Annotated in this window: 12 protein-coding genes and 1 tRNA gene; 6 read left to right on the forward strand and 7 right to left on the reverse strand. The window is 56.3% G+C overall.

Annotation, left to right across the window (positions count from 1 at the left end; genetic code table 11):
* Window positions 1–14 precede the first annotated feature (14 nt).
* Window positions 15–1,451, forward strand: a complete 1,437-nt coding sequence (mgtE, locus tag FHC48_RS12745) for a magnesium transporter (RefSeq protein WP_021241530.1) — start codon at window positions 15–17, stop codon at window positions 1,449–1,451.
* Here the strand turns inward: mgtE and FHC48_RS12750 are convergent.
* The gene (locus FHC48_RS12750; protein ID WP_059363831.1) at window positions 1,414–2,703 is read right to left on the reverse strand and encodes a SulP family inorganic anion transporter; all 1,290 of its coding nucleotides are present in this window, start codon (window positions 2,701–2,703) and stop codon (window positions 1,414–1,416) included. The two genes, mgtE and FHC48_RS12750, sit on opposite strands and share 38 nt — an antisense overlap.
* A gap of 187 nt (window positions 2,704–2,890) precedes the next feature.
* Here FHC48_RS12750 and mqo point away from each other — a divergent pair, with 187 nt between their 5' ends.
* Entirely contained in the window at window positions 2,891–4,540 is a 1,650-nt protein-coding gene (gene mqo, locus FHC48_RS12755) for a malate dehydrogenase (quinone) (protein ID WP_023325740.1), read from the forward strand.
* Between the two features lie 93 nt (window positions 4,541–4,633).
* Here the strand turns inward: mqo and eco are convergent, their stop codons facing one another.
* The gene (gene eco / locus FHC48_RS12760) at window positions 4,634–5,137 is read right to left on the reverse strand and encodes a serine protease inhibitor ecotin (RefSeq protein ID WP_039024004.1); all 504 of its coding nucleotides are present in this window, start codon (window positions 5,135–5,137) and stop codon (window positions 4,634–4,636) included.
* Between the two features lie 209 nt (window positions 5,138–5,346).
* On the opposite strand from eco, the gene FHC48_RS12765 reads away from it, so the two are divergent.
* Complete coding sequence (locus FHC48_RS12765) at window positions 5,347–5,607, forward strand: DUF2534 family protein (protein WP_008500962.1); 261 nt, start codon at window positions 5,347–5,349, stop codon at window positions 5,605–5,607.
* Window positions 5,608–5,731: 124 nt separating this feature from the next.
* Window positions 5,732–6,919, forward strand: coding sequence for an MFS transporter (locus FHC48_RS12770; RefSeq protein ID WP_059363832.1), 1,188 nt, complete (start codon window positions 5,732–5,734; stop codon window positions 6,917–6,919).
* A gap of 37 nt (window positions 6,920–6,956) precedes the next feature.
* Here FHC48_RS12770 and FHC48_RS12775 read toward each other — a convergent pair.
* The 3 genes from FHC48_RS12775 to FHC48_RS12785 form a co-directional block, all read right to left on the reverse strand.
* A tRNA-Pro gene (locus tag FHC48_RS12775) sits at window positions 6,957–7,033 on the reverse strand.
* Window positions 7,034–7,105: 72 nt separating this feature from the next.
* Window positions 7,106–8,866 carry an LPS biosynthesis-modulating metalloenzyme YejM gene (yejM, locus tag FHC48_RS12780; RefSeq protein WP_023294051.1) on the reverse strand — a complete coding sequence of 587 codons (1,761 nt, stop codon included), beginning with the start codon at window positions 8,864–8,866 and terminating at the stop codon, window positions 7,106–7,108.
* A gap of 19 nt (window positions 8,867–8,885) precedes the next feature.
* Complete coding sequence (locus tag FHC48_RS12785; protein WP_059363833.1) at window positions 8,886–9,113, reverse strand: YejL family protein; 228 nt, start codon at window positions 9,111–9,113, stop codon at window positions 8,886–8,888.
* A gap of 134 nt (window positions 9,114–9,247) precedes the next feature.
* Between FHC48_RS12785 and yejK the strand changes: the two genes are divergently transcribed.
* Window positions 9,248–10,255, forward strand: coding sequence for a nucleoid-associated protein YejK (gene yejK, locus FHC48_RS12790; protein WP_008500957.1), 1,008 nt, complete (start codon window positions 9,248–9,250; stop codon window positions 10,253–10,255).
* A 50-nt stretch (window positions 10,256–10,305) separates the two neighbouring features.
* Here the strand turns inward: yejK and rplY are convergent, their stop codons facing one another.
* Together rplY and FHC48_RS12800 are read right to left on the reverse strand one after the other, a co-directional pair.
* Entirely contained in the window at window positions 10,306–10,590 is a 285-nt protein-coding gene (rplY, locus tag FHC48_RS12795; protein ID WP_008500956.1) for a 50S ribosomal protein L25, read from the reverse strand.
* Between the two features lie 125 nt (window positions 10,591–10,715).
* Complete coding sequence (locus FHC48_RS12800) at window positions 10,716–12,476, reverse strand: DEAD/DEAH box helicase (RefSeq protein WP_023325683.1); 1,761 nt, start codon at window positions 12,474–12,476, stop codon at window positions 10,716–10,718.
* A gap of 281 nt (window positions 12,477–12,757) precedes the next feature.
* Between FHC48_RS12800 and rsuA the strand changes: the two genes are divergently transcribed.
* Window positions 12,758–13,465, forward strand: coding sequence for a 16S rRNA pseudouridine(516) synthase RsuA (rsuA, locus tag FHC48_RS12805; RefSeq protein ID WP_021241522.1), 708 nt, complete (start codon window positions 12,758–12,760; stop codon window positions 13,463–13,465).
* The last annotated feature ends 1 nt before the right edge of the window (window position 13,466 follow it).

A 13,466-nucleotide genomic window follows, 5' to 3' on the forward strand; every position in this document is an offset into this window, starting at 1 on the left:
TGGATTTATGATTGATGTCGGTATTAAAGAAAAACAGCGCCAGACAGCGTGACCAGGAACGTGCGCGACTGATCTGGCTTCTCACGACCGATAAAGCGGTCACGTCTACGCTATTAGGCAAACTGACCCTGGCTGAGCAATATGATGTCGGCACGTTAGCCGACGATATTGCTGAGGTAGGTGCGCTGGTTGCTCACTTACCCCCGCCGGATCTGGCGGACACCCTTGAAGCGCTTCCCTCGGAAGAGCGTCATGCCCTGTGGAGGCTGGTGCAGGATCACGAGCGCGGACAGGTGCTGCTTGAGGCCTCGGAAAACGTCTGGGACGACCTGATCGATGAGATGAGCGATCGGGACATCCTCGACGCACTGCAAACGCTGGATATCGACGAACAGATTTACCTGGTTCAACACCTGCCGCGAAACCTGACCGGCCGCCTGCTGGCGTCACTGCCTGCCGATGAACGCGCGCGCGTGCGTCAGGTGATGCATTACGAGAAAAACAGCGTCGGCGCGATTATGGAGTTCGGCGTTATCACGGTGCGCCCGGACGTGACGCTCGGCACCGTGCAGCGCTATTTGCGCCGCCTGGGCAAAATGCCGGATAACACCGATAAGCTGTTTGTCACCTCCCGGGATAAAACCCTCCTTGGCGAGCTGGAGCTGAAAACCATCCTGCTCAACAGCACCCAGCGGAAGGTGAGCGAGGTGATGGAAAACGAGCCGATGGTCTTCTCCCCAGAGGACGATGCGGAAAAAGCGGCGCGTACCTTCGAACGTGATGACCTCGTGAGTGCCGCCGTCGTGGACTCCGTCGGCAAACTGATGGGGCGTCTGACCATCGACGAGATCGTTGACGTGGTTTATGAAGAAACCGATAACGACCTGCGTGCGCTGGGGGGGATCAGCGCGGAAGATGACGTCCATGCCTCCGTCGGCAAGGCGGTGAAAACGCGCTGGGCGTGGCTGGCCATTAACCTGTGTACCGCGTTTATCGCCTCCCGCGTGATTGACGGCTTTGAACACACCATTTCGCAGCTGGTGGCGCTGGCCTCGCTGATGCCGATTGTGGCCGGGATTGGCGGCAACACCGGAAACCAGACCATTACCATGATCGTCCGCGCGCTGGCGCTGGAGAATATTCAGCCCGGCAACTTCGCCTTTCTGATCTTCAGAGAGATGGGCGTGGCGCTGATCAACGGCCTGGTGTGGGGCGGCATTATGGGCGGCATCACCTGGTGGCTGTATGACGATATGGCGTTAGGCGGCGTGATGATGCTGGCGATGGTGCTGAATCTGCTCGTGGCATCGATGATGGGCGTCATTATCCCGTTGACCATGACCAAACTGGGGCGCGACCCCGCGGTGGGGTCGAGCGTGATGATCACCGCCATCACCGATACCGGCGGTTTCTTTATTTTTCTTGGGCTGGCGACGATTTTTCTGCTTTAAGCCGACGCTTAATGCGGGCGGGAAGCAGCACCATGACGATAATCCCGCCCAGCACGCCAATCGCCAGATTGCCGGTTGATACCGTGGCGGCAACGGTGACCAGCATGACGACCGTTTCTGCAATCGGGGCCGTTTTCAGCGTGGCCGGCTGAAGGCTGTGCCAGCTGAAGGTTTTAACGGCGACGATCGCCATTATGCCCGCCAGCACCGCCATCGGGATGTTGGCCATCACGTCGCTGAGCGCCGTCACCAGGATCAGCAGCACGATGCCCGCAGCGAAGGTTGAAATGCGGCTTCGGCCTTTCCCCATCTCTACGTTAACGATGGTTTGTCCGATCATCGCGCAGCCCGCAATACCACCGTAAAATCCGGCCAGGATATTGCCGACGCCTAATCCAATGCTTTCGCGGCGTTTACTTGACGGCGTCGCGGTCAGCTCATCCACCAGCTTTGCGGTCAGCAGGGATTCCAGCAGGCCGACAAACGCGATGCTCAACGCGCACGGCCAGATTATGCTCAGCGTCTGTAAATTGAGGGGGACCAGAAGTTCACTAAGATCCGGCAAGCCGCCGCTCATGGCACCTTCATCGCCCACGGTCGGCAGGTTTTGCCCGGTTGAAACGGTAAACAAGGTTAACAGCACAATCGCAATCAGCGGGGAAGGGATGCTTTTGAAATAGCGCGGCACCCACAGCACGATCAGTACCGTCAGCACGAACAGGCCCACAATCAGCGGGCTTCGGCTCCAGAAATGCGGAACCTGCGCAAAGAAAATCAATATCCCGAGGGCGTTAACAAATCCGGTCATGACCGACTGGGGAATAAAGCGCATCAGTCTGGCCATGCCGAGGAGGCCAAACAGAATCTGAATTACGCCAGCCATGAGCACGGCGGGAAGAATGTACTGTACGCCGTGCTGATGCACCATGGGCCCAATAACCAGCGCCACGGAACCGGCCGCGGCCGTGACCATCGCCGGACGACCGCCCAGTACAGACAGGGCAAGACACAGCACCACGGAAGCGATCAGGCTGACCTTCGGGTCAACGCCCGCCACCACCGAAAATGAGATGACCTCGGGGATCAGCGCCAGGGCGGTAATCACGCCAGCCAGCGTTTCACGCGTCAGCTGCTTAGGGGAACGCAGCACGCTGGCGACACGGTTTTCGGGAGAGACAGCAGAATGGGGTAGGGACATAACGTTTCGCTGGTTAGGGCAGGCTTCCGTGCGCGCGATCACAAAACGCAACATACTAGCCCGTTAAACCGCGCTTTACCAGACGCTTCGATAATTCCTCACAAACAATCCATCATTAAATTTCACAATTACAATAATTTCGTAACCTTTAAACAATATTTAAAAGTTGTTACCGTGCCCCCGCAGCTTGTTTCACCTGCAATTTCCACGCATCAAGCACTTTTACACTAAGGCATAAATTATGAAAAAAATGACTGCCATGCTCTTTTCTCTGGCCGTGGGGCTTAACACCGTCTCTATGGCGGCGAAAGCTGACGCACCAAAAGAGCAGGAAACGGACGTCCTTTTAATCGGTGGCGGTATCATGAGCGCCACGCTGGGAACCTATCTGCAAGAACTGCAGCCGGACTGGTCAATGACCATGGTCGAGCGCCTTGATGGCGTGGCGCAGGAGAGTTCGAACGGCTGGAACAACGCCGGTACCGGCCATTCGGCACTCATGGAACTGAACTATACGCCGCAGAAAAAGGACGGTTCCATTAGTATCGAGAAGGCGGTAGAGATCAACGAGGCGTTCCAGGTTTCTCGCCAGTTCTGGTCTCACCAGGTCAACAGCGGCGTACTGCACGACCCGCACTCTTTCATCAACACCGTACCGCACATGAGCTTTGTGTGGGGCGAGCAGAACGTCAACTTCCTGCGCGCGCGCTACGCCGCACTGCAGCAGAGCACGCTGTTCCGCGGAATGAAATACTCTGAAGACCACGCGCAGATTAAAGAGTGGGCTCCGCTGGTCATGGAAGGTCGTGACCCGAACCAGAAAGTGGCGGCGACCCGTACCGAAATTGGTACCGACGTCAACTACGGTGAAATTACCCGTCAGCTGGTGACGTCTCTGAAGAAAAAAGAGAACTTCAACCTGCAGCTCAGCACCGAAGTGCGCGGTTTCAAGCGCAACGCGGATAACAGCTGGAGCGTGACCGTTGCCGATCTGAAAAACAACGAAGCCGAGCACGTCATCAAGGCGAAGTTTGTCTTTATCGGTGCGGGCGGTGCCGCGCTGAAACTGCTGCAGGAGTCCGGTATTCCGGAAGCGGATGACTACGCGGGCTTCCCGGTGGGCGGTCAGTTCCTGGTGTCCGATAACCCGGAAGTGGTGAATCGTCATCTGGCAAAAGTGTACGGTCAGGCTTCCGTGGGCGCGCCGCCAATGTCTGTTCCGCACATCGATACCCGTATGCTTGACGGCAAACGCGTGGTGCTGTTTGGCCCGTTCGCGACCTTCTCCACTAAATTCCTGAAAAACGGCTCCCTGTGGGATCTGCTGAGCGCAACCACCACCTCTAACGTCAAGCCGATGATGGACGTGGGGCTGGATAACTTCGATCTGGTGAAATACCTGATTAGCCAGGTGATGCTCTCTGACGACGACCGTTTCGAAGCGCTGAAAGAGTACTATCCTGAGGCGAAGAAAGAAGACTGGCGCCTGTGGCAGGCGGGTCAGCGCGTGCAGATCATCAAGCGCGATCCGAAAGAGGGTGGCGTGCTGCGTCTGGGCACCGAAGTGGTGAGCGATAAGGACGGCACCATCGCCGCGCTGCTGGGTGCGTCACCGGGTGCGTCTACCGCTGCGCCAATCATGCTGCACCTGATGGAAAAAGTGTTTAAAGATAAAGTCGCCAGTCCGGAATGGCAGGCGAAGCTGAAGACCATTATTCCATCCTACGGCACGAAGCTGAACGGTAACGTGAGCGCGACGGAGCAGGAGCTGGAATACACCAGCCGCGTACTGCAGCTGCAGTACATCAAACCGCAGGCTGCGGATGCTGCGCCAAAAGCGGAGCTGAAGCCTCAGCCGGAAAACAAACCGGTTGCGGATATCGCGCTGTAAGGTAAAAAAGCCGGGTGGCGCTGACGCCTACCCGGCCTATGTTCGGTGTTGTTTTGTAGGTCGGGTAAGGCGAAGCCGCCGCCCGACTTAATTTCAACGTACGACAGCCTGCTCAATCTTCTCTTCAGCCTTCCACACGCGATACTTCACTTCCACATTTTCAGGCGTATAGACCACGATCGGCAACTTGCTGTTGTAGCGCAGCAGGCTGTTGTCGCCCAGATAGGCGGTCACAAATTTCTTCTCTTTCTTGCCATCCGGGCAGGCCATCATGGTGGAGACCGGAGAGGTGACTTTATCAAAGACGTAATAGTCGTAACCCCAGCCTTCCAGCGTTTTGCTTTCCAGCTGACCACCCAGACGATGCTGGTTGCAGTCCACTTCCAGCGTCTTGCCAATTAACAGCTCCACTTTGTAGTTCGCTTCATCCTGCTGAACCGGAAGCTGGATCACCTGACGCGTCATCCCTTTATCCGCTTTCGGATACGGGGCGACTTTTTCCAGCGGCTGCTCTTTAGGGGTTTCGCTGGCGAAAGCGCTGGTGCTGACACACGCGGCAGCGATGAGTGCGATGGCAAATTTAGGTGCGTTTTTCATTGTCATTCCTTTATGTCAAAACGATCTTGCACAGGTTAACATAGCGACTGTGAATGATTGGTGTTATTTACTTACATTTTCAATATTAATAGCGTAATAAACCATATATTTGCCACTTAAGTGGAGATTTGTACTGGCGTGGAGTCCGGCAGGCGTTTGTGTTATTTTAGAACCTCTATAATGTTATTCATCTGTAAAAGGGAAGAGAGATGGTTCGTGCAAAACTGAAAACGCCTGAAGGCCGCAAGTTCCTCCTGGCGCTGCTGGTCGTGTTTATGATTGCTGCCGCGTGCGTGGGGCGGGCCACGATTGTTGGCGTCATCGAACAGTACAACATTCCTCTCTCTGCCTGGACAACCAGCATGTATGTCCTGCAATCGGCGATGATCTTTGTCTACAGCCTGGTATTCACCGTTCTGCTGGCTATACCGCTGGGTATTTTTTTCCTGGGCGGACGTGAGAAGCACTAAGCACCGATTTGCGATAACTGAGCCATCCTGCGGGGTGGCTTTTTTTATGCCTGATAATTTTTATTCGCCTTTCCAGGATATTCTGTTGAGAGCACCTTTTTTTACAGAAAGCAGGAGAGGCTTAATGCAATCCCGGTTTGCCACGCTCCGCCAGATCCCAAAAGGTGTCTGGGTGGTCGGTGGAGTAAGTATGTTAATGGATATCTCTTCGGAGATCATTCACAGCCTGCTGCCATTGTTTATGGTCACGACGCTGGGCGCCAGCGTGATTTTCATTGGTTTGATTGAAGGCCTGGCTGAGGCCACTGCGCTGTTTATCAAGGTGTTTTCCGGCGCCATCAGTGACTATCTGGGCAAGCGTAAAGGACTGGCGGTTCTGGGCTACGGTCTTGGCGCGTTGAGTAAACCGTTGTTCGCTATCGCCTCTTCTTCCGGCATGATTCTGGGGGCACGCTTAATCGACCGGGTCGGGAAGGGGATCCGGGGAGCGCCGCGCGATGCGCTGGTTGCTGACGTTACGCCGCCGGAACTTCGCGGCGCGGCCTTTGGGCTGCGTCAGTCGATGGACACCATCGGCGCATTTCTCGGGCCGCTGCTGGCCGTAGGATTGATGCTGGTGTGGAACGATGATTTCCGCACGATTTTCTGGATCGCGGTGATCCCCGGCGTGCTCGCCGTGGCGCTGCTTTTCTTCGGCCTGCATGAGCCGAAAACGCCCGTCGAACATAAACGCACGAACCCCATCAAAAAAGAGAACCTCAGGCGTCTCGGGAAAGGCTGCTGGTGGGTTATTGGTCTGGGGGCCATCTTCACGCTCGCACGCTTCAGTGAAGCCTTTCTTGTCCTGCGCGCACAGCAGTCGGGGGTGCCGCTGGCGCTGATCCCGCTGGTGATGGTGGCCATGAATCTGCTCTATTTCCTCTCTGCCTATCCGTTTGGCAAGTTATCGGACCGGATGAGCCACACCAGGCTACTGCAGTGGGGTCTGGTGATGCTGATTGGAGCAGATATTGTGCTGGCGCTGAGCACCCACTGGGCTGGAATGCTTCTGGGCGTTGCGCTTTGGGGAGTGCATATGGGGATGACGCAGGGGCTGCTGGCGGCAATGATCGCAAAAACGGCGCCTGCGGATCTGCGCGGTACCGCCTACGGCATTTTTAGTCTGGTCAGCGGCGTGGGATTGTTAGTCGCCAGCCTGGGGGCAGGAGCCATCTGGGAAACGTTTGGGGCGGAATATACGTTTTATGCCGGGGCAGTGATTTGTCTGGTAACGCTTGTGTACCTGCGCAAAACGCCGGACGAGGCGAAATAAAAAACCAGCCATGAGAGGCTGGTTTTCAATGTATTTTTGGTCGGCACGAGAGGATTTGAACCTCCGACCCCCGACACCCCATGACGGTGCGCTACCAGGCTGCGCTACGTGCCGACGCATAGAAAGAATACTACTCGATTCCGTTTTGAATGCAAGGAAATCCGTCGCTAACTGGTTTATTATTAATCAGTTAGCGACAAAACGCTTCTCATCCGTCAGGACCTGCAGCAGCAGGCTCAGCTGCGGTTTCTGGTCTTTCAGCCGCTCACCCTGCAGGTTATACGTCTGATAATTCCCGTTGCTGTTCAGCACCAGCGTCAGCTTCGGCGTGGTTACCACCAGCGTATTATTCCCTGCTGCCGTAACCCAGTTATGGCGGCGCGCGGCGCTGAAGAGATCCTGGCCCTGCGAATACTCGTTTGCCGGCGTGCTGACGTGCAGCAGGCGTTGCATCAGGGTGGTCATCACATCTTTATGCTCGGTAAGCATAGTGATGCGCTGCGCCGGGGTGCCCGGCCAGTGGATGACCAGCGGAACCTGCAGGTTAGGCCGTGACCAGCTCATGCTCTTCGTCTCGTCACCTAACGGGACGCCATGGCCTGCCGTCACGATCACCACGGTGTTGTCCAGCTTGCCGGACTCACGTAGCGCGTCAAGCACGCGGGCAATCTGCGCATCAACATCACCCGCCGCGCGGCCGTAGCGGCGCGCGAAATCACTCTTATTGCTGTTAGCAAGCGTTGTGCCGTTAAAGGCAACCCATGAGAACCAGCGGTTATCTTCCTGGGCATAGCGCTGCAGCCAGTTTATCCATTGGCTGGCGGTCTGCGCATCGGACTGATTCTGTGCCGCCGGCAGTGAAAAATCGGACAGCAGCGCCTGGCGGTAGAGCGGGCTGTTAAAGCCATCGGATGAGAACAACCCTAACTGATAGCCCTGCTGATTCAGCCCGGTGATCAGCGCCGCAGGCGTGCGGGTAGAGAGTACGCCGTCCATGTATCCGGCTGAAATGCCATAGAAGAGGCCAAAGATGCCCGCGTCGGTTGTGTTACCGGAGCTCATGTGCTGAGTAAACGTGACGTTTTGACTCGCGAAATTGGCCAGGGCTGGCATCTGCTTCTCATAACGGGAATAGTTCAGGCCGTCGACGGTGATGAGCAGGACGTTTTGCCCGCGGCCCATATCGCGATAGCGCAGGTCGCTCAGAGGATACTGCACGCTGACGGCTTCCGGGTTACCCTGCTCGATAAGACGGCGCTGGTACTCCTGCGCATCAAGCAGGCCATGTTTCTCGAGGAAGCGACGGGCCGTCATCGGGTACGAGAGCGGCAGGTTCGCGCGCTGCATAGTAATAGGACGATAGAAGTTCGCATCCGCCCAGATATACATGATGTGCGAACTGATAAAGGAGACGAAGAAGAGCGCGGCGACGGGCTTCGCGTAGTGGCGTCGGCGGGTCAGGCTACGCAGTTTTTGCCAGCTCCAGGTGGCAAACAGCATCTCAATCAACAGGATCACCGGGACGCTGATAAACATCAGCTGCCAGTCGCGGGCCGTTTCGTTCTGGTCGGGGTTAATCACCAGCTCCCAGACGATGGGGTTGAGATGCAGGTGGAAGCGGGTGAACACTTCACTGTCGATAAGCAGCAGCGTCATCCCCACCGTCGCAAGGATGGCGGACAAGAATCGCATCAGACGCTGCGACATGACGATAAACGTCAGGGGGAACAGGATCAGCAGATAGGTGGCGAAAACCAAAAAGCTAAAGTGACCGACAACGCTTATCCAGGAGTAGATACGCCCGGTGAGCGTTGTTGGCCAGTCTGCGACAAACAGATAACGACAGCCAATGACCGTCGCCAGCAGAATGTTGAACAGGGCAAACCAGTGCCCCCAGCTGACCATCTGGGAGACTTTTTCACGGTAGCGCTGACGATTCGTCACCATAAACTGTTGTTCGTATCCCTTAATGGGCCGGGTCGTTGCTGACGGACGTCTGTAAAGCCTGGGCGAAAGATTTTGCGATCGCCTGACGCTGAGCCGGAGCAACGCTGGTGTTAATCAGGTTGGTGACCATATTTCCCAAAACCATCAGGGAGAGATCGGTCGGCGTTTTATGTTTTTCCAGTACGTTGACCAGCTCACTGAGCAGTTGTTCAACGTGTTCATCACTGTAGCGGGAATGTTGTGGCATAAATCAAAATCAGTTTGTTGATGAAAGGGCAACATATTACCGTAGCAACAGCTTTTTTTCCCCTTTTTTATCTGTTGTTGCACACATGTCCTGGTGGTGGTTGAATACCGCCCGGTCTAAAAGGAGAGTTTATCATGAGTCTGGAAATCAACCAGATTGCCCTGCACCAGCTTATCAAGCGCGATGAGCAAACCCTTGAAGTGGTGCTGCGCGATTCGTTACTGGAACCCACGGCGACCGTTGTGGAGATGATGGCAGAGCTGCATCGCGTCTACAGCGCCAAAAATAAAGCCTATGGGCTGTTCAGCGAAGAGAGTGAACTGGCCGATAGCCTGCGCCTGCAGCGCCAGGGTGAAGAGGATTTCCTGGCGTTTAGCCGTGCGGCAACCGGGCGCCTGCGCGACGAGCTGGCGAAATATCCGTTCGCTGACGGCGGGATCGTGCTGTTCTGCCACTACCGCTATCTGGCGGTCGAGTACCTGCTGGTTACCGTGCTGAATAACTTAAGCAGCATGCGCGTGAACGAGCAACTGGATATCAGCTCGACGCACTATCTGGACATTAACCATGCGGATATCGTGGCGCGTATAGATTTGACCGAGTGGGAAACCAACCCGGAGTCGACCCGCTACCTGACTTTCCTGAAGGGACGCGTGGGCCGAAAAGTGGCGGATTTCTTTATGGATTTCCTCGGTGCCAGTGAAGGGCTTAACGCCAAAGCGCAGAACAAAGGGCTGCTCCAGGCGGTTGACGATTTCACAGCCGAAGCGCAGCTCGATAAATCTGAGCGCCAGACGGTGCGTCAGCAGGTTTACAGCTACTGCAACGAACAGCTGCAGGCTGGGGAAGAGATTGAGCTGGAGTCGCTGTCAAAAGAGCTGGCGGGCGTCAGCGAAGTCAGCTTCCAGGAATTTACCGCAGAGAAGGGCTATGAGCTTGAAGAGAGCTTCCCGGCGGATCGCAGCACGCTGCGTCAGTTAACCAAGTTTGCCGGCAGCGGCGGCGGGTTAACCATCAACTTTGATGCGATGCTGCTGGGGGAACGTATCTTCTGGGATCCGGCCACCGATACGCTGACCATTAAGGGGACGCCGCCGAATCTGCGCGATCAGCTTCAGCGCCGCACCTCGGGCGGTAAATAGCAGGCACAAAAAACCCCGCAGAAGCGGGGTTTTTTTCGACAGGTTTGCGATTACGCGCGAACGAAGTCGATGTGAGTCAGTTTTGGCTTGAACGCGTGACGCTGAACAGCCTGAACTTTCACTTTTTCTTCTTTACCGCCAACAACGATGGTCAGAACTTCGCTGTAGAATTCAGCTTTGGTCTGCAGGTTCCACAGTTTGTCGTGATCCAGTTCGATTGCAACTGGAGCAGCTTCGCCACCGTAAACGATAGCCGGGAACTTGTTAGCGGTACGCAGGCGGCGGCTCGCACCCTTACCCTGCACGTTACGTACTTCTGCTTCGATAGTGAACATTGATTTCTCTCTGTATTTAAAACCCTACTACAGGCGACCCAGCAGCAGGTGAGTGTTCTGCCTCACGGATGTGAAGCGGGCGGCATTTTATACTCAAATGCCCCTCACATCAATGAAAAGTCCCGCTAACCGCGCAATTCGTTGGCGCGACGGAAGCGACCTTCGTAGTCAAAGAGCTTCTCGCGCACCTGCCAGTACTGGCCTTTCTTACGGGCGACGACAAAATCCGGATGGCGCAACAACACCTGCTGGCGCACGATATCGGCCACGGTGATCCAGCGCAGGGGCACGCCCGGGGTGCGGGTGTGCGGGCGAATAAACAGCTGTTCGAAGGCCGTTCGCTGGGCAGGCGTCTGGACCCGGAAGCGCTCGCTGACGTCCGCCCCGTCCTCGTCGTAATAGGTGATTTTCAGCCATTCGCCTTTTTCATCCGCGCCGGGCTGCAGCGCCATGCCGGAACAGCGCAGCACCAGCGCATCTTTCAGCTTTAGCGCCGCTTTCAGCATGTCGTCCGGGTCAACCAGCACCGTGTCGCACTCCCGACAGCGGCGAGCGGCTATGTCATTTTCGGCGTTGCACTGCGGGCAGTTTTTGAAGCGGAAACGAAAATCGCACTGCTCGCGATGCCCTTCATCATCTTCAAACCAGCCCTGACAGCGGCGGCCAAAATGTTCGATCAGCGTGCCGTCGGCGGTGGTTTTGCCCCAGAAGGTGTTGGCAAACCCGCAGGCAGGGCAAAAGACCTGCACGGGCACGTTGTCGCTTTTTCCTTTTGGCGCGCCGACCTCAGGCGTATAGAGATCGTGCGGGTTACCGGCATAATCCAGAATCAGGCAGTCGGTTTTCCCCGGCGCCAGACGCAGGCCGCGGCCAACAATTTGCTGATACAGACTGACCGATTCGGTCGGGCGCAAGATAGCGATCAGGTCGACGTGCGGGGCGTCAAAGCCGGTGGTCAACACCGACACGTTAACCAGATAGCGGAACTGCTGGGCTTTAAAGGCCTCAATCAGGCGGTCGCGCTCGGGGCCGGGCGTCTCGCCGGTGATGAGCGCCGCGTCGCCGGAGGGCAGTAACCCGGTGATTTCTCGCGCGTGCTCAACGGTGGCGGCAAAGATCATCACCCCTTTGCGCGTCGCGGCGAACTCCTCAATCTGGCTGATGATATGCGGCGTAATGCGCTTTTGCTTTTTCAGCTCCTGGTTAAGATCCGCTTCGCTGAATAACCCGTTGCTCTGCGCCTGCAGGCGGCTGAAATCATACTGCACCACCGGCATATCCAGCCGTTCAGGTGGCGTCAGGTAGCCATGTTTAATCATGTAGCGCAGCGGAAGCTCGTAGATGCAGTCGCTAAACAGGGCCTTGTCATCGCCGCGCACCATGCCGTGATAATGGTAGCGATAGATCCAGCCTTTCCCCAGACGAAACGGGGTCGCCGTCAGGCCCAGCAGGCGCAGGTGAGGGTTCACGTCCTTCAGGTGCGTCAGGATTTGCTGATACTGGCTGTCGTCGTCATCGCTGATGCGGTGACACTCGTCGACAATCAGCAGCGAAAATTCGCTGCGAAACAGATCCAGATTGCGGGCCACCGACTGCACGCTGCCAAACACCACCTTGCCGTGGCTCTCTTTACGCTTTAGACCGGCGGCGAAAATGTCGGCTTCCAGTCCAAGTGCACAATACTTGGCATGGTTTTGCGCGACGAGCTCTTTAACGTGCGCCAGCACCAGCACGCGGCCGCGGGCCAGACGCGCCAGCTCGGCAATGACCAGGCTTTTGCCTGCGCCGGTCGGGAGCACAATCGCCGCCGGCTCGCGATGTTTACGGAACCAGGCGAGGGTGGCGTCAACGGCTTCCTGCTGATAGGGACGAAGTGTAAAAGTCATGGGGTCTCGGTTTTGTTATTCCGCACATATACCCGTCATACTTCAAGTTGCCTGTGCGTTGGCTGCACTCGTTCACCCCGGTCACTTACTTATGTAAGCTCCCGGGGATTCACTCCTTTGCCGCCTTCATGCAACTCGAATTATTTAGGGTATAGATAGTATGCCACGAAACTTTTTCCCTTGAGTGGCGCAACCAGACCATTATACTGAACCGTTCCAGACTGCTTCTATTTTCGGACCTGTTGTCCGACTTCCTGCACCATTAAGGCTAAAAAGATTTCATGCGACTTGATAAGTTTATCGCTCAGCAACTCGGCGTAAGCCGCGCTATTGCCGGGCGCGAAATTCGCGCCAGCCGCGTTACCGTGGATGGCGACATTGTGAGAGACAGCGCGTTCAAACTGCAACCTGACCATCAGGTGGAGTATGACGGCAATCCGCTGACCCAGCAGCACGGTCCTCGCTACTTCATGCTCAATAAGCCGGAAGGCTACGTCTGCTCAACGGACGATCCGGATCACCCGACGGTGCTCTATTTCCTCGACGAACCGGTGGCGCACAAGCTGCATGCCGCAGGCCGCCTCGATATCGACACCACCGGTCTGGTGCTGATGACCGACGACGGTCAGTGGTCGCACCGCATCACCTCTCCACGCCACCACTGCGAGAAAACCTATCTCGTGACGCTGGAGTCACCGGTGTCGGATGACACGGCTGAGCACTTCGCGAAAGGCGTGCAGCTGCATAATGAAAAAGATCTGACTAAGCCGGCGGTGCTTGAAGTCATCACCCCGACGGAGGTCCGTCTGACCATCAGCGAAGGGCGCTACCATCAGGTGAAACGTATGTTTGCCGCGGTGGGGAACCACGTTGTTGGCCTGCATCGCGAACGGATTGGTGCGATTGAACTCGATCCCGACCTTGCGCCAGGCGAATACCGTCCGTTAACGGAAGAAGAGATCGCCAGCGTCGGTCTGCCTTCGCACTAAT

The organism is Enterobacter sp. EC_50 (assembly GCF_019584525.1).
In the GTDB taxonomy this organism is placed as follows: Bacteria; Pseudomonadota; Gammaproteobacteria; order Enterobacterales; family Enterobacteriaceae; genus Enterobacter; species Enterobacter roggenkampii.